Source organism: Diaphorobacter sp. C33, assembly GCF_030503915.1.
Classification (GTDB): Bacteria; Pseudomonadota; Gammaproteobacteria; order Burkholderiales; family Burkholderiaceae_C; genus Diaphorobacter; species Diaphorobacter nitroreducens.
In genome coordinates this window covers 2,702,934-2,721,075 of sequence record NZ_CP129980.1, presented here as the reverse complement: position 1 = coordinate 2,721,075, position 18,142 = coordinate 2,702,934, and the positions used below count along the sequence as shown (strand labels likewise).

The window sequence follows — 18,142 nt, the reverse complement described above, 5'->3', positions numbered from 1 at the left end:
CTGCGCGCCAAGCCATGGCGGGGCGGGCGGCCATGGCGCCCCCTAAACTCGCCGCCATGTCGTTTTCTTTCCTTGGGCAGGCCCGCCGCCTGCGCTGTGCGGCCGGGTGGGCGCTGGCCCTGGCCTTCCTGACGCCCTGGGCGGGCGCCCAGCCTGTGCCCGCCGATGCATCGGCCTTGCCCCCTTCCGTCGAGGCCGCGCTGCAGCGCGCCAAGGTGCCGCGCGAAGCACTCTCCGCCTTGGTGGTGGAGGTCGAGGGGCGCCAGCCGCGCCTGGCCCACCGCGCCGATGCGCCCGCCAACCCGGCCTCGGTCATGAAGCTGGTCACGACGTATGCGGCGCTGGACCTGCTGGGGCCGGCATTCACCTGGGACACGCCCGTGTACCTGGACGCCGGGCCCCAGGGCGGCAGCCTGCGCGGCAACGTGTACATCAAGGGGCAGGGCGACCCCAAGCTGGTGGTGGAGCGCCTGTGGCTGCTCATGCGCCGCCTGCGTGCGATGGGGGTCGAGGTGATCCTGGGCGACATCGTGCTGGACCGCAGCGCCTTCGCGCTGCCGGCGCACGATCCGGCGCTGTTCGACGGCGAGCCCTGGCGCCCCTACAACGCCGCGCCCGACGCGCTGCTGCTCAACTACAAGGCGGTGTCCATCGGCTTCGTGCCGGATCTGGCGGCCGGCGTGGCGCGGCTGCGCTATGAGCCGCCGCAGGCCCAGGTGGAACTGCCCGCCACCGTGCCGCTGGCGGCGCAGGGCGCGGCCTGCGGCGATTGGCGTGCAGGGCTGCGGGCGGATTTCGCGGACCCTGCGCGCATCGCCTTCCAGGGCGTGTACCCGGCGGCCTGCGGCGAACGCGAGTGGTCCATCGCACCGGCCGACCCGGGCGGCTATGCGGCGCGCGCGGTGGAAGGCATGTGGCGCGAACTGGGCGGCAAGCTCACCGGCCGCGTGCGCGACGGCAAGGTGCCCGCGGGGCTGGCGTCGGCATTCGGCAGTACCTCGCCGCCGTTGTCGGAGGTGGTGCGCGACATCAACAAGTACAGCAACAACGTCATGACGCAGCAGGTGTTTTTGACGCTGGGGCTGCAAAAAGCCGGCGCAGGCAGCTTCGACCAGGCGCGCAGCGTGCTCGCACAGTGGTGGCGCCAGCGCCTGGGCGCCGCCGAGATGCCGGTGGTGGACAACGGCGCCGGCTTGAGCCGCGAGGCGCGCGTGAGCGCGCGGGCGCTTGCGCGCATGCTGCAGCACGCCTGGGCGTCGCCGGTGATGCCGGAATTCATGGCATCGCTGCCCATTGCCGGGGTGGACGGGACGCTGCGCCGCCGCCAGGGCCAGGCTGCGGGCTTCGCGCACCTCAAGACGGGTGCGCTGCGCGACGTGGTGGCGCTGGCCGGCTATGTGCATGCCGCGAGCGGCCGGCGCTATGTGCTGGTGGGCTTCGTCAACCACCCAAATGCCTCCGCGGCACGACCGGCCCTGGACGCGCTGGTGGACTGGGCCGCGAGCGACCGCTGAGGCGGCGCAGCCGCCGTCCGCCATCGAACGCCCGGGCCAGCCCACCGGCAGACGTGTCGTGCTGCCCGCGCGGCGCGGCGGGATGCCTCCGATGTTGGTATTTACCCGCAGACGGCCTGTCGCGCTTCATCGGTAATATCCCTGAAAAAAACGAACGTTCGTTCTATTCATAACAGGAGTTCCTGATGAAACCACGCATGCAGTGGGTAGCCGTTGCCGTTTCCGCCGCTGTTCTGGCGGCCTGCGGGGGCGGCGGCGCCGACACCACGCCCGCCACGGCGGTCACCGCAGTCAAGGTGATGGGCGACAGCCTGGCGGACAGCGGCACCTTCGGGCTGAAGTTCACGGTCCAGGGCACGGCCCCTACGGGCGCGGGCTCCACGGCCATCTGGCCCGAGCGCGTGGCCGCCAGTTATGGCCGCACGCTGTGCCCGCACTATGTGTCCGCGGGGGGCAGCTTCAGCGCCAAGGCCGACTGCACCAACTACGCGGTAGGCGGCGGGCGCATCAACAACTTCACGGCGCCCACCTCGCCCGTGTCCATCCTCCAACAGCTCAAGGATGCGGGCGCCGCCGGCTATGCCACGGGTGACCTGGTGCTCATCGACGGTGGCGGCAACGATGCGGCCGACCTGATCGGCGCCTACCTGGGGGCTTCAAGGGACGGCGGCAAGGCCTACGCGGCCCTGCTGGGCACGGTACTGGACGCCGCCACGGTGAACAGTCTGCTCGCGGGCGGCGCCACCGGCATGGCCCAGGCAGGCGGCGCCTATATGCAGGCGCTGGCCACCCAGTTCGCGGCCACGATCAAGGCGCAGACGCTGGACAAGGGCGCGACGCGCGTGGCCGTGCTGAACATGCCCGGCGTGACGCTCACGCCCAAGTTCCGCATGGTGCTGGCATCCATTTCCGCCGCCAACGGCGCGGCGGCCGCGGCCCAGGCGCAGACGCTGTTCGATGGCTGGGTGCAGGCCTTCAACGCCAAGCTGGCCGCGGCGCTGGCGGGCGATGGGCGTCTCACCGTGGTGGACTTCTATGCCTCGTTCAAGGACCAGGCCGAGCATCCCGCGCAGTACGCCTACACCAACGTGACCACGCCGGCCTGCCCCGCTACCGGCGTGGGCAGCGACGGCCTGCCCACCTACAGCTTCGCCACCTGCACGGCGGCCGCGCTGTCGGCCATGACGCCGCCGGCCGGCGCCACCGGCGGGGCCGATTGGTGGAAGAGCTACGGCTTTGCCGACAGCTTCCACCCCACGCCCTTCGGCCACCAGCTGATGGGGCAACTGGTGTCGCGTTCGCTGTCCCAGGCGGGCTGGCTCTGAGCGCTTTTGCGCAGACATTTCTCACAACCGATCCATGACACAGCAATTCTTGCGGGCCGGCTGCGTGCTGGCCCTGGCCGCCGCGTGCGCTGCGGCCCAGGCCCAGCAGGCCGGTACGTTCAGTGTGCGCGCGGGCTTCACACGCATCATGCCGCAGACCAAAAGCGGCGACCTGAGCGAGCCGAGCTTTCCCCACACCCATGTGGACGTGGGTGCGGACACGGCACTCACAGGCGGCATCAACTACATGCTCACCGACCATTGGGCGCTGGACTTGCCCGTGGGCCTGCCGTTCCAGCATTCGTTCTACGGCGACGGCGCGATCGCCGGCGTGGGCAAGCTCGGCCAGACGAAGGTGGTGCCGGCTACGCTGTTCGCGCAGTACCGCTTCGGCGAGGCCCAGGCCGCGCTGCGGCCGTACCTGGGCTTGGGCGTGACCTACAGCAAGTTCTTCAAGAACCGCAGCACGGCGGCGCTGACGGCCGTCACGGGCGGCTCGCCCGCCAACCCCACCACGGCCCACATCGACAACAAATGGGGCTTCACGGCGCAGGTGGGTTTTGTCTGGAACTTCAGCGAGCGCTGGTTCCTGGACGTCGCGTACTACAAGAGCTTCCTCAAGACCACGGCCCACTTGTCCAGCGGCCAGAGCATCGGCATGCGGCTGAACCCCAACGTGGTGGCGGTGGGGGTGGGCTACCGGTTCTGAGAGCGCCCCAGGCGCCGAGGGAGGGGCGCGCCGCGGGGTGCGCGAAGTGCCCCAGGTTTTCGTCTCCGAGGCTTGAAAGGCCGGCTCCTTGCGGAGCTGGCCTCTTTTTTTGGGGGCTCTGACGATCAGGGGAGCGAACGGGGGCGGATGCGCCCCTGTGGCTGGGCCGGCGCAGCACCGGTGTGGCCGCCGGCGGGTGCCCCGCGGGCGGCGTGCTTGCTTACCAGCGGTTGCGCAGGCGGTCGTAGGCGTAGTTGCCGAATTCGCGGTGCGCGGCCGGAGTGATGTACACCTTGTCGGCGAACAGGAAGCGGTCCGGGTTGGCGTTGGGCAGCAGCGTGGCGGTGGTGCACAGCGCGGAGTTCACCTCGCCCGCGCCGATGCCGATGCCCGGGCCTGTGTCCACCGACGTGCACACGGGTGTGCTGCTGTCGGTGAAGCCGTACCCGCCGGGCGAGCCCTCGAACAGGTTCACGTAGTAGGCCACGTCCACGTAGAGCACGGTCTTGCCCATGTCCACGATGTTGACCAGCAGGTCGTCATTGAAGCGGCGGCTGGCGCTGCTGATGAGGCTTTCCTTCTTGATGGCCTTGGCCCAGGGTGTGCGGCTCAGGTCGTAGGTGCCGGTCATCAGGATGTGCTTGGCGCCCGCGTCCGACAGGCGGCGCACTTGCGCGGCCAGCTCCTGGCCTGCCTTGCCAGCGGCAGCCACGTACTGTTCTTCGGTGAGCGTTCCGGCCTGCACCGCGGCCATGCCGGCGATGATGTCGCTCCCGCCGGCGCTCAGCATCACCAGATCGGTGTCGGCAAACTTGTTGGCAGCCAGGAACTGGTCGATCTGCTGCGTGACCGTGGGGGTGGCGGCGTTGCCTGCGGCGTCGGGGGTGGCCGTCACGCGGGCATTGCCCTGCGCGTAGCTCAAGCCGCCTGCCGACACGGGCTTCAAGGTGCCGCCGTAGTTGGAGGAGATGCGCAGCATCCAGTTGTTGATGCTGCCGTCGTTGATCGTGTAGCTGGAGCCCTTCTGGCCCACGTCGGCCAGGCCGTCGCCGAAGGCGATGAAGCGCTGGGGCGAGATTGCCGATTCAGTGCTGCTGGAACCGCAGGCCGCGAGCAGCGCGGCCGATGCACAGGCGGCGGCCACGAAAGTGCGGCGCATCCAATTTGCTGCCATGTATTTCTCCGATTGAAGTGGGCGAGAGTGTAACGAGGGTGCGGACAAGGCTTGTAGCTTGATGTAGGCGCGTCAGCCCGCGGCCGCGGCGCGCTGCAGGCGGTCGCGCACGCCTTCCCATGCGGGCGCATCGGGCGGCGTTTCGATCCAGATCAGCTTCACTCCGGCCTCGTCGAAGCCGCGCAGCGCGGCGAACAGCTGCTGCGCGGTGGCGGCGGCGTCATCGGGCATGCGCCGCACAAGGATCTTCGACGACGCCGCGCGCAGCGGCGCGCGTGCATACACGGCGATGTGGGCCGCGTCCGCCCCCAGCACATCCAGTCCGGCCTGCAGTTGCTTGGCGTCCATCAGGCGCACGCGCGCCGTTGGGGCGTAATGGGCTAAAAGTGTGCCTGAAGCCCGCGGGGTCAGTGCTGGAAGCTCTTCTTTCGATAGCGGTCGTTGGCCGCAGGCGCGCTGCACGTCCTCGCGCGAGATGGCGCCGGGGCGCAGCAGCACGGGCACGCCGCGCGTGCAGTCGATGATGGTGGATTCGATGCCGACGGTGCAGGCGCCGCCGTCCAGCACCAGCAGGCCGTCGCCGAATTCCTCGGCCACATGCTGTGCGGTGGTCGGGCTCACGCGGCCGAAATGGTTGGCGCTGGGCGCGGCCACGCCCCACACGGGGGGCTCCAGCCGCTGACAGGCTTGCAGCACCGCATGGGCCACGGGGTGCGCGGGGCAGCGCAGGCCCACGCTGTCCTGCCCGCCCGTGGAGGCCACGGCGGCGTGGGCCAGGCGCGGCAGGATGAGCGTGAGCGGGCCGGGCCAGAAGGCGTCGATGAGTTGCTGCGCGAACAGCGGCACTTCCTTGGCGTAGCGGGTGATGGCCGCGGCGTCGGCCACGTGCACGATCAGCGGGTGGCTGGCAGGGCGTCCCTTGGCGGCAAAGATCTGCGCCACGGCCGCGTCGTTGTCGGCGTCGGCCGCCAGGCCGTACACCGTCTCGGTGGGCAGGCCCAGCAGTTCGCCGCGCGCCAGGGCCTGCGCGGCGGCCTGCACCGAGGCGTCCAGGCTTCCATCCAGAATCATGCGGGCCTCGTTCAGAACGGCGCGATGCCGAGGAGGGCCGCCGCCTGCAGCGCCGTGGTGCGCACCGCCTCGGGCGTGGTGCCGGTGATGTTCAGGTGGCCCATCTTGCGGCCGCGCTTGGCCTCCACCTTGCCGTACAGGTGCAGGTGGCAGCCCGGCAGGGCCAGCACCGCATCCCACGCGGGGGGAGTCGGCGCCACGGGCTGGTCCCCCGTGAACCACAGGTCGCCCAGCAGATTGAGCATGATGGCGGGGCTGTGCAGGCGCGGCTGGACCAGCGGCAGGCCGGTCATGCAGCGCACCTGCAGCTCGAACTGCGAGACGTCGCACGCGTTCTGGCTGTAGTGGCCGCTGTTGTGCGGGCGCGGGGCGATCTCGTTGACCACCAACGTGCCGTCCTGCAGCACGAAGAACTCCACGCACAGCACGCCCACGTAGTTCAGACCGTTTGCTACTGATTTTGCAGCTGCCAGCGCTTGACTGGTCTGCGCTGGAGGCAGATTTCCTTCGTAGACCTCGGTCACGGCCAGGATGCCGTCCCGGTGCAGGTTGCGCTGCACGGGCAGGTGCACCACGGTGCCGTCACGCCCGCGCGCGACGATGACGGAGCACTCGTGCGCCAGCGGCAGCATCTTTTCCAGCATGCAGGGCACGCGGCCCAGTTGCTCCCAGGCGCCGGCCAACTCGGCGGGCGTGGCCACGCGCACCTGGCCCTTGCCGTCGTAGCCCATGCGGGCGGTTTTCAGAATGCCCGGCAGCAGATCAGCGGTAACGGCGGCGAGCTGCGCGGCGGTTTCGATCACTGCATGCGGCGCCACGGGCACGCCGCACTGCACGAAGTGCGCCTTTTCGCGCGCGCGGTCCTGGGCGATGGCCACGGCGCTGCCGGCGGGCGACACCGGCAGGCTGCGCGCCAGGGTGTCCAGCGCGGCGGCGGGCACGTTTTCAAACTCGGTGGTCACGGCGTCGCAGGCGCGGGCCAGCATGGCCAGGCCCTGCGGGTCTTCGTAGCCGGTGCGGATGTGGTGGTGGCTCACCAGGCCGGCGGGGCTGGCCGCGTCCTCGTCCAGCACCGCGGTGAAGTAGCCCATGGCCTGGGCGGCGTGTACGAACATGCGCCCCAGCTGCCCGCCGCCCAGCACGCCCAGCGTGGCGCCGGGCAAGATCACGGTCTGACGCTCGTTCATGCGGACACCGGCGGCAGCGTCATGGCGCGGGCGGCGGCGGTCTGCTCGGCGCGGAAGGCGTCCAGCTGCTCGCGCAGCGCCGGGTTCTCGTTGGCCAGTAGCGCCACGGCGAACAGCGCCGCGTTGGCCGCGCCGGCCGCGCCGATGGCGAACGTGGCCACGGGCACGCCCTTGGGCATCTGCACGATGGAGTGCAGCGAGTCCACACCCTGCAGGTGGCGGCTGGCGACCGGCACGCCCAGCACCGGCACGGTGGTCTTGGCGGCGATCATGCCGGGCAGGTGCGCGGCGCCGCCGGCGCCCGCGATGATGGCCTTCAGGCCCCGGCCGGCCGCGGCCTCGGCGTAGCGGAACATGTCGTCGGGCATGCGGTGGGCGGAGACCACCTGCGCCTCGTGCGCGATGCCGAATTGCTGGAGGATGGCAACTGCGTGCTGCATGGTCTCCCAGTCGCTGCTGGAGCCCATGACCACGCCGATCTGGATGGGGTTCATGTGGGGGTGCGCGCGGTGCGCTCGCCGGGGGTGAAGCCCGCGATTTTACTTTTTGTGCGCGCGCCCGGGGGTCAATGCGCCAGCAGGGCGGCGCTGGCGCCCAGCGTGATCGAGCGGACGGGCACGCGCGCGTCGCGCGGAATCTCGCCGGATAGCTGCAGCGCCAGGTAGCGCGTGCAGCACACGCGCAGGAACGAGGTGAAGTTGTCCACCGCGCCGTGCTCGGCCACCAGCTCGTCGTAGAGCTTGGTGCACAGCTGGGCCACGCTGTAGCCGTCGCGCGCGGCGATCTCCTGCAGCACCTGCCAGAACAGGTTCTCCAGCCGGATGCTCGTGGCCACCCCGTGCAGCCGCACGGAGCGGGCGCGGTAGGCGTAGAGCTGCGGGTCGGCGCTGATGAAGACCTGGCACACGGCGGAACTCCTTCGGGCGTGGGGACGGCGGGCCATGGTGCGGCCCTCCGCCGGCGCCGTCAAGTCAGGAGGTGCGTGCTTTCAAAGTGATAGCTGCTTGCGCTTGATGGGTAAGCGCTGCGGCCCTTTTTGCCTTCAGAGCGTGATGCGCGTGCCCAGCAGTGCCAGGAACTGTGCGATCCACGCGGGATGCGCGGGCCACGCGGGCGCGCTGACCAGGTTGCCCTCGGTGTGCGCCTGGTCCACGGGGATGTCGGCGTAACGGCCGCCGGCCAGTTCCACTTCGGCGCGGCAGGCGGGGTAGGCCGAGCAGGTGCGGCCCTTGAGCACGCCGGCACCCGCGAGGAGCTGGGCGCCGTGGCACACGGCGGCCACAGGCTTGCCCGCCTCGAAGAAATGGCGCACGGCGGTGCACACGGCGGCGTCGTTGCGCAGGTACTCGGGGCCGCGCCCGCCGGGGATCACCAGCGCGTCGTAGCTTTGCGCCTGGACGTCCGCAAACGTGGCGTTCAGGGTGAAGTTGTGGCCGGGTTTCTCGCTGTAGGTCTGTGCGCCCTCGAAGTCGTGGATGGCCGTCTTGATGTGGTCGCCCGCTTTCTTGCCCGGGCAGACCGCATGCACCGTGTGGCCCACGGCCTGCAGCGCCTGGAACGGCACCATGGTCTCGTAGTCCTCGCAGTAGTCGCCGCAGATCATCAGAATCTTCTTGCCTGCCATGGGAGTCTCCTTTGCTGTGGGTGGCTGGGGTGCAGACCATTGTGGGCAGCCTGCAGGTGCGGCAGGTATTAACCCGCTACTACAAGGGGCCCTGCGGGCTTGTACCTGTGGCGCGCGAAATTGCCGCAGAATCCCCGTCACCATTGACCGGCGCCGTGCGCCGCACTACCGGGACCGCTACACATGATCGACGTCACCCTAGAGAATTTTGAAACCGAGGTGGTTGCCGCCTCGATGCAAGTGCCCGTGCTGGTGGACTTCTGGGCACCCTGGTGCGGCCCCTGCAAGACGCTGGGCCCGGTACTGGAGAAGCTGGAGGTGGAATACGCTGGCCGCTTCACCCTGGCCAAGATCGACTCTGACCAGGAGCAGCAGCTGGCCGCCATGTTCGGCATCCGCAGCATCCCCACCTGCGTGCTGATGATGAATGGCCAGCCCGTGGATGGCTTCATGGGCGCCCAACCCGAGAGCCAACTGCGCGCCTTCCTGGACAAGCATGTGCCCAGCGCCGAGGAGCTGCAGGCCGAGGAGCAGGAAGAGGAAGCTCTGGATGCGCTCGCCGAGGGCGATACCGAGGGTGCACTGGAAAAGCTGCAGCACGCCGTCGCCACCGACCCGGCCAACGACGACGCGCGCTTTGACTACGTCAAGCTGCTGCTGCAGCTGGGCCGCGAAGACGACGCCAAGGTGGCCTTCGCGCCGGTCATCGCCAAGGCCGAGGTCTCGCGCCGCCTGGGGGCGCTCAAGGCGTGGATGGATGCTCTTGATTTCGTAGCTTCTAGCGCTTATGGGGCGGGCGCTGGAGCCGAATTTGATGCAAAGATTGCGGCCAACAAGCGCGACTTCGAGACGCGCTTTGCACGCGCACGCTGGCTCATGGCCCAGCAGCGCTGGCAGGAGGCCATGGACGAGCTGCTGGAAATTCTCATGCGCGACAAGGCCTGGAACGACGATGCCGCGCGCAAGGCCTACGTGGCCGTGCTGGAGATCATCGAGCCCCCGAAGGTCAAGGTGGCCGACGGGCAGATCCCGCCCGAGGACCCGGTGGTGGCCAGCTACCGGCGGCGCTTGTCCAGCGTGGTGCTGAGCTGACCCACGCCGGGGGCGGGCGCGCGGTGGCGGGACTGCAGCCGTTGCATGCGGCCGGGCGGACGGCGCTGCTGCTGGCCGCCGCGTGGCTTGCCGGCTGCGCCACGGCCCCGGGCCCCGATGCGCAGATCTCCGGCACCGTGATCTCGCGCGAGCGGCTTTACGTGCCGCCCGACGCGCTGTTCGAGGCAGCGCTTGTAGACGTGACGCGCGAGGACTATCCGCCGCGGGTGCTGGGCCGCCAGCGCATCGACCCGGCCGGCCCGCTGCCCTACATGCTGCGCATTCCGTACCGCCAGGCAGACGTCCACGCCCAAGGCCGCTACGAGGTGCGCGCAGCGGTCATGCAGCAGGGGCGCCTGCTGCTGGACACACCCCGCGTGCACCCGGTGCTGATCGATCCGGCCTTCCGCCATGTGGACGTCATCCTGGCGCGCGTGCCAGCGCTGCAAGCCACGGCGGCCGCATCCGTGCCGCTGCGCCAGACCTATTGGAAACTCGTGGAGGTGGTGGACGATGCGCCCGTGGACGCGCCAGCCGAGGGGCAGGCCGCGGCCCATCTGATGCTGCAGCGCGATGCGGGGCGTGTGAGCGGTTCGGGAGGGTGCAACCGTTTCGTGGGGCAGTACGTGCAAGAGGGCGGGCAACTGCGGCTGTCCCGCATGAGCGCATCCCTGCGCCTGTGCCTTGCGGGCGGCGGATCAGAGCCGGCCTTCTTCCAGCGCCTGGGCGCGGTGGCGTATTACCGGCAGCAAGGCCGGACGCTGGAGCTGCGCGGCGAGGACGGCACGCCCCTGCTGCGCTTCGTGGCCGAGGAATGGGGCGCGCCGCGGCCCGAGGACGACGAGCCACCCATGCAACCCCAGTGAGTGCGCTGCGACCCATGCCGCGGCGTTCGCCGTGGTTGATGCGGGTGCATGAAGAAAATTGGCCTCTAGCGCTTGGTGGGTGAGCGCCAGCCGCTACAAAAACAGAAGTTCTGATGCGTGCATCGCGGCAGGCGCGGCATTTGCGCGACAGTGCTTTTTACAAATAGAGATGATAATGATTCCCATTTGTTGAAATCAAGGGAATTGTCGTCCATGAACCCCCATCCCCTCCGCCCTGTCGTGCGCTCCATCGCACTCATGACGTTGATCGTGCAGCCGCCCCTGATGGGCGCCGCATGGGCCCAGGCGAGTGCGCCCGTCGAGCCTACGCTGAAGGAGGTGACGATTGTCCAGCAGCGCGAGGACCGGGTGAGCAGCGGGGCGACCGGGCTGGATCTGGACATCAAGGAAACGCCGCAATCCATCAGCATCGTGACCACCGAGCAAATGCGCGATTTCGGCACCAGCAATCTCAACGAAGCGCTGCGATTGAGCACCGGCATCATCGTCGACGAGTGGGAGACCAACCGCACCACGTTCACCGCGCGCGGCTTTGACATCGCCAACACGCAGATCGACGGCGTCGGCCTGCCCAATGACTGGGGCATCGTCACCGGCGCCATGGATTCCTTCGGCTACGAAAAGATCGAAGTCATCCGCGGCGCCAACGGGCTGCTGACCGGCGTGGGCAATGCGGCGGGCACGATCAACTTCGTGCGCAAGCGTCCCACCAACAAGGAGCAGGGCTCATTGGGTCTGAGCTATGGGTCCTGGGGGACCACGCGCGTCGAGGCGGACTACTCGCGGCCGCTCACCGCCGATCGCCGCTGGGCGGGCCGGGTCGTGGCGGCACGCGAAGAGGGCGGCTCGCACCTGCGCAGTTTCGACCGCGAGCGCACGTTCCTCTATGGCGTTGTGGATGGGCAGGTGGGCGACAACGGCCTGTTGACGTTGGGCCTGTCCCATCAGCAGTCCGACTCCACGGGCAACATGTGGGGCGCCCTGACCTTCATGAATGCCGATGGCACCCAGAACGCATGGGGCCGCAACGCATCCACGACGCAGGACTGGACCCGCTGGGACACCACGACCAAGACGGCCTTCGTGGAATACGCCCATCAGATCGGCATGGACTGGCAGCTCAAGCTGGCCTACAACTACCGCGCCATCGACAACGACAGCAAGCTCTTTTACGCGTTTCCCTCGGGCTCCAGCCTGGTCGGCTATGCGTGGGGCGGCAAAGACACGATGGACGCGCACCTGGCCACCGCCACCGTCAACGGCCGCTTCGAGATGCTGGGACGGCAGCACGAGGCGCTGTTCGGTGTGAGCTGGGCCAAGAGCGAGTACACGGGTAATGGATACGCCGGGTCGGACTGCGGCGCCAGTGCCTGCAGCGCCATCGCGCTGCCGGGCTTTCCGTACCCCGGTAACCTTGTTCCCGAGCCGCAGTGGGGCCCATTGGCCCTCGAAAGCACGCTGAACCAGAAACTGCAGCGCGCATTTGGCACCATGCGGTTCACGCTGACGGATCGCCTCAAGGCGGTGGTGGGAGTCAACCACGCGCAATACAGCCGCGACGGAACGAGCTATGGCGTGGCCTCGGACCTTTCACGCAGCAAGACCAGCCCCTATGCCGGGCTGACGTTCGAGTTCACGCCCAGCGTGCTGGGCTACGTGAGCTACTCCGACCTGTATTTCCCGCAGAGCCAGGCCGATGCGAACGACCGCTATCTCGACCCTAGCAAGGGCACCAACTACGAGGCGGGCCTGAAAGCCGACTGGCTGGACAAGCGCCTGCTGACCTCGGTCGCGGTGTTCCAGGCCAAGCAGTCGGGCCTGGCCACGCCCACGGGCACCTATAACCAGAATGGCCAGGCGGTCTACGCGCCCGAAGACGTGAAGTCCACCGGCGTGGAGCTGGAAGCCGTGGGCCGGCTCAACAACCATATCGACCTGACAGCGGGCTATACCACCCTGAAGCTGACCGGCCCGGATGGCGGCGACACCTACGCCTGGGTACCGCGCCATACGGCCAATCTCGCGCTCAAGGCGCGTCTACCGAGCCTTCCCGCGCTGTCCTTTGGCACCAGCGCCCGGTGGCAGAGCAAGATCTCCAACATGGAAGCCAGCGGCTTCACCGTGCGCCAGGGCAGCTATGCCGTGCTCAACGCCTTCGTCGCATGGCAGCTGCAGCCCAAGACGACGCTGCGCTTCAATGTGAACAACATCACTGACGAGAAGTACATCAACACCCTGCGCTACGCGGGCTACTACGGCGCGCCGCGCAGCTACCAGCTCTCGCTGAACCACCAGTTCTGAGCAAGCGTTGGCGATCCCCGGCCGATCCCCGGCCAGGGGCGTCGCGCAAGCAATCAAGCGGTCAGGCGCTCCAGCGCTTCGCGGTATTTGGCGGCGGTCTTTTCCACCACCTCGCGCGGCAGGCGCGGCGCGGGGGCGGTCTTGTTCCAGGGCTTGCCGCCCACCTGGGCCTGCTCCAGCCAGTCGCGCACGAACTGCTTGTCGTAGCTGGGGGGGTTCTCGCCCTTGGCCAGGGCCTCGGCATAGCCCTCCACGGGCCAGTAGCGCGAGCTGTCGGGCGTGAGCACCTCGTCCATCAGCACCAGCGTGCCGTCGGGCGCCAGGCCGAACTCGAACTTGGTGTCGGCAATGATCATGCCCTTTTCCAGCGCGATGGCGGCGGCGGCCTCGTACAGCTGGATGGAGATGTCGCGGATCCTGGTGGCCAGATCCAGGCCCACGATCTCCACGGTGCGCTCAAAGCTGATGTTCTCATCGTGCTCGCCCATGGCGGCCTTGGCGGCGGGCGTGTAGATGGTCTGTGGCAGCTTGGCGGCATTGGTCAGGCCGTCTGGCAGCGGCACGCCGCAGACGGAGCGCGATTCCTGGTACTCCTTCCAGCCACTGCCGGCCAGGTAGCCGCGCACTACGGCTTCGATGGGGATGGGCTTGAGGCGCTGCACCAGCATGGAGCGGCCCCGCACCTGGGGCGCCTCCGCCGGCGTGACCACGCTCTCGGGCGCCTCGCCCGTGAGGTGGTTGGGCACGATGTGTCCCAGTTTGCCGAACCAAAACAGCGCCATCTGGGTGAGCAACTCGCCCTTGCCGGGGATGGGCTCGCCCATGATCACGTCAAAGGCCGAGAGGCGGTCGCTGGCCACCATCAGGATGCGGTCGTCCCCCACGGCGTAGTTGTCGCGCACCTTGCCGCGTGCCAGGAGCGGCAGCGAGGTCAGGGCGGAGGTGTGCAGTGCAGAGGTGCTGGGCTGGGTCATGGCGGTCGTACGGAAGGCGCTCGCGCAATGCAGGCGCGCGGTGGACGTTGGGGCAAGACGCCCCGCTGGTGGCGAGGAAGGGATTTTAGCGACGCGGCCCCCGTGCGGGCACCGTGCACCCGCCACAAGGCACGCGGGTTGGAGAGGCTGGAGCCCCAGGTCGGCGCTGGAGGCAACCCAACGATTGTGATGCGTTTCGGTCGGTTTGACACCTTCCTGTCATATCCCTTGCGCCATGCGCGGGAACGATTGATTTGCGCTGGCGGCGGGCGCATAGTGAACCCAGGCCTGAATGCATTCACGTTCGCAGACCGCCCCGCACCGGCAAGGGGCGGTGTTTTTCAACTGTGAGTCACAGGAGACTTGTCTATGAACTTGACGATCAGCGGCCATCACCTTGAAGTGACCCCCGCCTTGCGCAGCTATGTGACGTCCAAGTTGGACCGCATTACCCGCCACTTCGATCAGGTGGTGGATGTCAAGGTGCTACTGACCGTGGAGAAGCAGAAGGAAAAGGAAAAGCGCCAGCGCGCTGAATGCACCGTGCATGTGAAAGGAAATGACCTGTTCGTGGAAAGCACCCATTTCGACCTGTATGCCGCCGTGGACGAATTGATGGACAAGCTCGACCGCATGGTCGTGCGCCACAAGGACCGTCTGCAGGACCACCAGGCCGGCCTACGCCGCGCCACCATTCAGGCAGCAGCTGCCGCCACGGCTTGAACCGTCCCTTGACGGCTTGTGTACCGCCGGAACGCGCCGGCGGTGCCGCAACCGCCCAGCCAGGGCGGTTTTTTGTTGCCAGTGGATACACTCTCAGGGTTTCCGCTAGGCGTGCATAATCGTCGCTCAGACCATGAATCGACTTGCTTCCATACTGCCTCCCGCACAAGTGCTCGTGAGCGTCGATGCCACCAGCAAAAAACGTGCCTTTGAGGAGGCGGGCCTGTTGTTCGAAAGCCAGCACGGTTTGTCGCGGGCCTTGATCACCGACAGCCTGTTTGCGCGTGAACGCCTGGGTTCGACCGGGTTGGGCCATGGCGTGGCCATTCCCCATGGCCGCATCAAGGGGCTGAAGTCGCCCATGGCGGCGGTGTTCCAACTGGCGCAGCCGATCGGCTTCGACGCGCCCGACGAGCAACCCGTATCGCTGCTGATTTTTCTGCTGGTGCCCGAGGCGGCCACGCAAAAGCACTTGGAAATCCTCTCGGAAATCGCCGAACTGCTGAGCGACGGAGCCTTGCGCGAACGCCTCAAGACCCATACCGACGCGGCCAGCCTGCATGCGCTGATCGCGGGCTGGCAGTCCGCCCAGGGCGCCTGACGCCACCGCCATCGCGCCGCCGTGAAACCCAACGTCGTCAGCGCGGATGTGCTCTTCGAGGAGTTCCGCAACCTCCTGAAATGGGAGTGGGTGGCGGGCCTGGGCGCGTCCGAGCGGCGCTTTGCCGAGGTGGCGGTGCGTGCCGCCCGCTCGGGTGCGGACCTGGTGGGTTACCTGAACTACATCCATCCCTACCGTGCGCAGGTCCTGGGCGAGCGCGAGATTGCCTATCTGACCAACGCCACGCCGGAGGACTGCAAGCGCCGCATCGCGCGCATCGTCACGCTGGAGCCCCCCGTGCTTGTGCTGGCCGACGGCCAGGCCGCGCCGGACGAGGTGGTGTCCATGTGCGAACGCGCACAGATCCCCATGTTTTCCACCCAGGAGTCCGCGGCCTTCGTGATCGATGTGCTGCGCGCCTACCTGTCCAAGCACTTTGCCGACCGCACCACCATGCACGGCGTGTTCATGGACATCCTGGGCCTGGGCGTGCTCATCACGGGCGAGTCGGGCCTGGGCAAGAGCGAGCTGGGGCTGGAGCTGATCACGCGCGGCAATGGCCTGGTGGCCGACGACGCGGTGGACCTGTACCGCATCAACCAGACCACCATCGAGGGCAAGTGCCCCGAGTTGCTGCAGAACCTGCTGGAGGTGCGCGGCATCGGTCTGCTGGACATTCGCGCCATCTTCGGCGAAACGGCCGTGCGCCGGCGCATGCGGCTGAAGCTCATCGTGCACCTGGTGCGCAAGGAGACGCTGGAACGCGACTACGAGCGCCTTCCCTACGAGCCGCTCACGCAGGACGTACTGGGCGTGCCGGTGCTCAAGGTGGTGATCCAGGTGGTGGCGGGCCGCAACATCGCGGTGCTGGTGGAAGCGGCTGTGCGCAACACCATCTTGCAACTGCGCGGCATCGATACCTATCAGGAGTTCGTGGAGCGCCACCGGCGCGCCATGGAGCGGGGCGGCGCCTCCTGAGGGCGCCGGGCGCTTATTTCTTCGCGCAATTAGCGCACTGGCCGTAGAGCGCCATGGCGTGGTCGTGCACCACCCAGCCCTTGGCCTGGGCGATCAGGTTCTGGCGCTTTTCGATCTCGGGGTCGTAGAACTCCTCGACCTTGCCGCAGGCGGTGCAGACGAAGTGGTCGTGGTGCTGGCCCTCGTTCAGTTCGTAAACGGCCTTGCCGCTCTCGAAATTGCTGCGGATCAGAATGCCGGCCTGCTCGAACTGCGTGAGCACGCGGTACACGGTGGCCAGCCCGATGTCGGAGCGCTCGTCCAGCAGCACGCGGAATACGTCTTCGGCTGTCATGTGGCGCTGGGCGCCCTTCTGGAAGATCTCCAGGATCTTCAGCCGGGGCAGCGTGGCCTTGAGTCCGGTGCTTTTGAGTTCGTCGATGTTCGTCATGACAAGGTCTTTCGTGTGCCAGGGCGAAACCATGGATACCGGCGGCTTGCGCGCAAGGCCCAGAAGATCCAGCCGCTACAATGGGCCGGATCATATCCCCTATGCATAAACCCATGTTTGCACCCGCCCGTTGGGGCGCCCGCTGGGGCGCCATTGTGTTGATTGGTGCCGGGATGGCCGGCTGCGCGGGCACCGGCAGTCGCCTGGCCGGCATGGTCACGCCCTACAAGGTGGACGTGGTGCAGGGCAACTTCATCTCGCGCGAGCAGGTGCAGATGTTGCAGCCTGGCATGGGCCGCCAGCAGGTGCGTGAGATCCTGGGCACACCCCTCATGGTGAGCGTGTTCCACTCCGACCGCTGGGAATACGTCTTCACCCTCAAGCGCCCCGATGTCGAGGTGCAGACGCGCAAGCTCACCGTGTTCTTCAAGGACAACGTGATGGAGCGTGTCGAAGGCGACGAGATGCCCACCGAGGCCGAGTTCGTGGCCTCGCTCTCCACCAAGGTGTCCAAGCCCAAGGTGCCGCAGCTTGAGGCCACCGAGGCGCAGCTCGCGCGCTTTCCCAAGGCGGAGCCGGCCGCCGAGCCGGCCGCCGCGCCCGCTCTGCCGCCCGCCACGAGCTATCCGCCGCTGGAATCTCCGCGCCGTTGAACGCGGCCGGTGCGCCCGCTGCAGCGCGTCGCTCTGGACGCAGCAGAACCGCCCCCTGTTTGGATTGCGAACTGACATGACCTCTTCCTCCTCCGCTCCCCGCCGCGTGGCCGTGGCCGGCGCTTCTGGCCGCATGGGCCGCATGCTCATCGAGGCGATTCAGGCGAGCGACGGCTGCGTGCTGGCCGGTGCGCTGGACCAGCCCGGCAACCCCGCCGTGGGCACGGACGCCGCCGCGTTTTTGGGGCGCGCGAGCGGTGTGGTCATCACCGCTGACCTGCGCGAGGGGCTCAAGGACGCCGACGTGCTGATCGACTTCACGCGCCCCGAGGGCACGCTGGCCCACATGGCCGTGTGCGCGGAACTCGGCGTGCAGATGGTCATCGGCACCACGGGCTTTTCCGATGCGCAGAAGGCGCAGATCGAGGCCGCCGCGCAGAAGGTGGGCATCGTGTTCGCGCCCAACATGAGCGTGGGCGTGAACGTCACGCTCAAGCTGCTGCAGATGGCCGCGCAGGCGTTGCGCACGGGCTATGACATCGAGATCATCGAGGCGCACCACAAGCACAAGGTGGACGCCCCCTCGGGCACGGCGCTGAAGATGGGCGAAGTGATTGCCGAGGCGCAGGGCACGCGGCTCGCCGACCGTGCCGTGTACGAGCGCTACGGCCACACGGGCGAGCGCAAGGCAGACACCATTGGCTTTGCCACCGTGCGCGGCGGCGACATCGTGGGCGACCACACGGTGCTGTTCGCCGGGACGGGTGAGCGGGTGGAGATCTCGCACAAGTCCAGCAGCCGCGCCGGCTACGCCCAGGGCAGCCTGCGCGCGGTGGGCTTCCTGGCCACGCAGCGCGCGGGCCTGTTCGACATGTTCGACGTGCTGAACCTCAAGTAAC

At 68.1% G+C, this 18,142-nt stretch carries 19 protein-coding genes; 11 read left to right on the top strand and 8 right to left on the bottom strand.

Going from position 1 to position 18,142, the window contains the following annotated elements; translation table 11 throughout:
• The first annotated feature begins 56 nt into the window (after nucleotides 1-56).
• The 3 genes from dacB (at nucleotide 57) to QY917_RS12815 (ending at nucleotide 3,548) form a co-directional block, all read left to right on the top strand.
• Entirely contained in the window at nucleotides 57-1,514 is a 1,458-nt protein-coding gene (dacB, locus tag QY917_RS12825; protein WP_302077192.1) for a D-alanyl-D-alanine carboxypeptidase/D-alanyl-D-alanine-endopeptidase, read from the top strand.
• A gap of 185 nt (nucleotides 1,515-1,699) precedes the next feature.
• Nucleotides 1,700-2,839 (top strand): SGNH/GDSL hydrolase family protein, encoded by a 1,140-nt coding sequence (locus tag QY917_RS12820; protein WP_123675552.1) that lies wholly within the window; start codon nucleotides 1,700-1,702, stop codon nucleotides 2,837-2,839.
• A gap of 34 nt (nucleotides 2,840-2,873) precedes the next feature.
• Nucleotides 2,874-3,548 carry an OmpW family protein gene (locus QY917_RS12815; RefSeq protein WP_088888182.1) on the top strand — a complete coding sequence of 225 codons (675 nt, stop codon included), beginning with the start codon at nucleotides 2,874-2,876 and terminating at the stop codon, nucleotides 3,546-3,548.
• A 220-nt stretch (nucleotides 3,549-3,768) separates the two neighbouring features.
• On the opposite strand, the gene QY917_RS12810 is transcribed toward QY917_RS12815, so the two are convergent.
• From QY917_RS12810 to QY917_RS12785, 6 genes are all read right to left on the bottom strand, one after another.
• A complete protein-coding gene (locus QY917_RS12810) occupies nucleotides 3,769-4,722 on the bottom strand; it encodes an SGNH/GDSL hydrolase family protein (RefSeq protein WP_123675553.1) in 954 nt (317 codons plus the stop codon).
• A gap of 72 nt (nucleotides 4,723-4,794) precedes the next feature.
• Nucleotides 4,795-5,793, bottom strand: coding sequence for an L-threonylcarbamoyladenylate synthase (locus QY917_RS12805; protein ID WP_123675554.1), 999 nt, complete (start codon nucleotides 5,791-5,793; stop codon nucleotides 4,795-4,797).
• Between the two features lie 11 nt (nucleotides 5,794-5,804).
• A complete protein-coding gene (locus tag QY917_RS12800; protein WP_123675555.1) occupies nucleotides 5,805-6,980 on the bottom strand; it encodes a 5-(carboxyamino)imidazole ribonucleotide synthase in 1,176 nt (391 codons plus the stop codon).
• Nucleotides 6,977-7,474 (bottom strand): 5-(carboxyamino)imidazole ribonucleotide mutase, encoded by a 498-nt coding sequence (gene purE, locus QY917_RS12795; protein WP_047351539.1) that lies wholly within the window; start codon nucleotides 7,472-7,474, stop codon nucleotides 6,977-6,979. The genes QY917_RS12800 and purE overlap by 4 nt, the downstream gene beginning before the upstream one ends.
• 71 nt (nucleotides 7,475-7,545) lie before the next feature.
• Nucleotides 7,546-7,887 carry a ribbon-helix-helix domain-containing protein gene (locus QY917_RS12790; protein ID WP_015914516.1) on the bottom strand — a complete coding sequence of 114 codons (342 nt, stop codon included), beginning with the start codon at nucleotides 7,885-7,887 and terminating at the stop codon, nucleotides 7,546-7,548.
• A gap of 135 nt (nucleotides 7,888-8,022) precedes the next feature.
• Nucleotides 8,023-8,604, bottom strand: a complete 582-nt coding sequence (locus QY917_RS12785; protein ID WP_011807017.1) for a DJ-1/PfpI family protein — start codon at nucleotides 8,602-8,604, stop codon at nucleotides 8,023-8,025.
• Between the two features lie 183 nt (nucleotides 8,605-8,787).
• On the opposite strand from QY917_RS12785, the gene trxA reads away from it, so the two are divergent.
• The 3 genes from trxA (at nucleotide 8,788) to QY917_RS12770 (ending at nucleotide 12,884) form a co-directional block, all read left to right on the top strand.
• Complete coding sequence (trxA, locus tag QY917_RS12780; protein WP_103738465.1) at nucleotides 8,788-9,696, top strand: thioredoxin; 909 nt, start codon at nucleotides 8,788-8,790, stop codon at nucleotides 9,694-9,696.
• A gap of 23 nt (nucleotides 9,697-9,719) precedes the next feature.
• Nucleotides 9,720-10,562, top strand: coding sequence for an META domain-containing protein (locus tag QY917_RS12775; protein ID WP_123675556.1), 843 nt, complete (start codon nucleotides 9,720-9,722; stop codon nucleotides 10,560-10,562).
• Nucleotides 10,563-10,775: 213 nt separating this feature from the next.
• A complete protein-coding gene (locus QY917_RS12770; RefSeq protein WP_011807014.1) occupies nucleotides 10,776-12,884 on the top strand; it encodes a TonB-dependent siderophore receptor in 2,109 nt (702 codons plus the stop codon).
• A 53-nt stretch (nucleotides 12,885-12,937) separates the two neighbouring features.
• Here the strand turns inward: QY917_RS12770 and QY917_RS12765 are convergent, their stop codons facing one another.
• The gene (locus tag QY917_RS12765) at nucleotides 12,938-13,858 is read right to left on the bottom strand and encodes a phosphoribosylaminoimidazolesuccinocarboxamide synthase (protein ID WP_011807013.1); all 921 of its coding nucleotides are present in this window, start codon (nucleotides 13,856-13,858) and stop codon (nucleotides 12,938-12,940) included.
• Nucleotides 13,859-14,227: 369 nt separating this feature from the next.
• Between QY917_RS12765 and raiA the strand changes: the two genes are divergently transcribed.
• The 3 genes from raiA to hprK all read left to right on the top strand — a co-directional run bounded on the left by raiA (nucleotide 14,228) and on the right by hprK (nucleotide 16,160).
• Nucleotides 14,228-14,581 carry a ribosome-associated translation inhibitor RaiA gene (gene raiA, locus QY917_RS12760; protein ID WP_011807012.1) on the top strand — a complete coding sequence of 118 codons (354 nt, stop codon included), beginning with the start codon at nucleotides 14,228-14,230 and terminating at the stop codon, nucleotides 14,579-14,581.
• A gap of 133 nt (nucleotides 14,582-14,714) precedes the next feature.
• The gene (locus QY917_RS12755; RefSeq protein WP_011807011.1) at nucleotides 14,715-15,182 is read left to right on the top strand and encodes a PTS sugar transporter subunit IIA; all 468 of its coding nucleotides are present in this window, start codon (nucleotides 14,715-14,717) and stop codon (nucleotides 15,180-15,182) included.
• Between the two features lie 21 nt (nucleotides 15,183-15,203).
• Nucleotides 15,204-16,160 (top strand): HPr(Ser) kinase/phosphatase, encoded by a 957-nt coding sequence (hprK, locus tag QY917_RS12750; protein WP_011807010.1) that lies wholly within the window; start codon nucleotides 15,204-15,206, stop codon nucleotides 16,158-16,160.
• A 13-nt stretch (nucleotides 16,161-16,173) separates the two neighbouring features.
• On the opposite strand, the gene fur is transcribed toward hprK, so the two are convergent.
• Nucleotides 16,174-16,590, bottom strand: coding sequence for a ferric iron uptake transcriptional regulator (fur, locus tag QY917_RS12745; RefSeq protein ID WP_015914510.1), 417 nt, complete (start codon nucleotides 16,588-16,590; stop codon nucleotides 16,174-16,176).
• A gap of 101 nt (nucleotides 16,591-16,691) precedes the next feature.
• Here fur and QY917_RS12740 point away from each other — a divergent pair, with 101 nt between their 5' ends.
• Together QY917_RS12740 and dapB are read left to right on the top strand one after the other, a co-directional pair.
• Nucleotides 16,692-17,243, top strand: a complete 552-nt coding sequence (locus QY917_RS12740; RefSeq protein WP_123675557.1) for an outer membrane protein assembly factor BamE — start codon at nucleotides 16,692-16,694, stop codon at nucleotides 17,241-17,243.
• A 76-nt stretch (nucleotides 17,244-17,319) separates the two neighbouring features.
• Nucleotides 17,320-18,141 (top strand): 4-hydroxy-tetrahydrodipicolinate reductase, encoded by an 822-nt coding sequence (dapB, locus tag QY917_RS12735; protein ID WP_123675558.1) that lies wholly within the window; start codon nucleotides 17,320-17,322, stop codon nucleotides 18,139-18,141.
• The last annotated feature ends 1 nt before the right edge of the window (nucleotide 18,142 follow it).

Coding starts and splice junctions, on each gene's coding strand:
- dacB (WP_302077192.1), top strand. CDS start 57: ATGTCGTTTTCTTTCCTTGGGCAGGCCCGCCGCCTGCGCTGTGCGGCC.
- QY917_RS12820 (WP_123675552.1), top strand. CDS start 1,700: ATGAAACCACGCATGCAGTGGGTAGCCGTTGCCGTTTCCGCCGCTGTT.
- QY917_RS12815 (WP_088888182.1), top strand. CDS start 2,874: ATGACACAGCAATTCTTGCGGGCCGGCTGCGTGCTGGCCCTGGCCGCC.
- QY917_RS12810 (WP_123675553.1), bottom strand. CDS start 4,722: ATGGCAGCAAATTGGATGCGCCGCACTTTCGTGGCCGCCGCCTGTGCA.
- QY917_RS12805 (WP_123675554.1), bottom strand. CDS start 5,793: ATGATTCTGGATGGAAGCCTGGACGCCTCGGTGCAGGCCGCCGCGCAG.
- QY917_RS12800 (WP_123675555.1), bottom strand. CDS start 6,980: ATGAACGAGCGTCAGACCGTGATCTTGCCCGGCGCCACGCTGGGCGTG.
- purE (WP_047351539.1), bottom strand. CDS start 7,474: ATGAACCCCATCCAGATCGGCGTGGTCATGGGCTCCAGCAGCGACTGG.
- QY917_RS12785 (WP_011807017.1), bottom strand. CDS start 8,604: ATGGCAGGCAAGAAGATTCTGATGATCTGCGGCGACTACTGCGAGGAC.
- trxA (WP_103738465.1), top strand. CDS start 8,788: ATGATCGACGTCACCCTAGAGAATTTTGAAACCGAGGTGGTTGCCGCC.
- QY917_RS12770 (WP_011807014.1), top strand. CDS start 10,776: ATGAACCCCCATCCCCTCCGCCCTGTCGTGCGCTCCATCGCACTCATG.
- QY917_RS12765 (WP_011807013.1), bottom strand. CDS start 13,858: ATGACCCAGCCCAGCACCTCTGCACTGCACACCTCCGCCCTGACCTCG.
- raiA (WP_011807012.1), top strand. CDS start 14,228: ATGAACTTGACGATCAGCGGCCATCACCTTGAAGTGACCCCCGCCTTG.
- QY917_RS12755 (WP_011807011.1), top strand. CDS start 14,715: ATGAATCGACTTGCTTCCATACTGCCTCCCGCACAAGTGCTCGTGAGC.
- fur (WP_015914510.1), bottom strand. CDS start 16,590: ATGACGAACATCGACGAACTCAAAAGCACCGGACTCAAGGCCACGCTG.
- QY917_RS12740 (WP_123675557.1), top strand. CDS start 16,692: ATGCATAAACCCATGTTTGCACCCGCCCGTTGGGGCGCCCGCTGGGGC.
- dapB (WP_123675558.1), top strand. CDS start 17,320: ATGACCTCTTCCTCCTCCGCTCCCCGCCGCGTGGCCGTGGCCGGCGCT.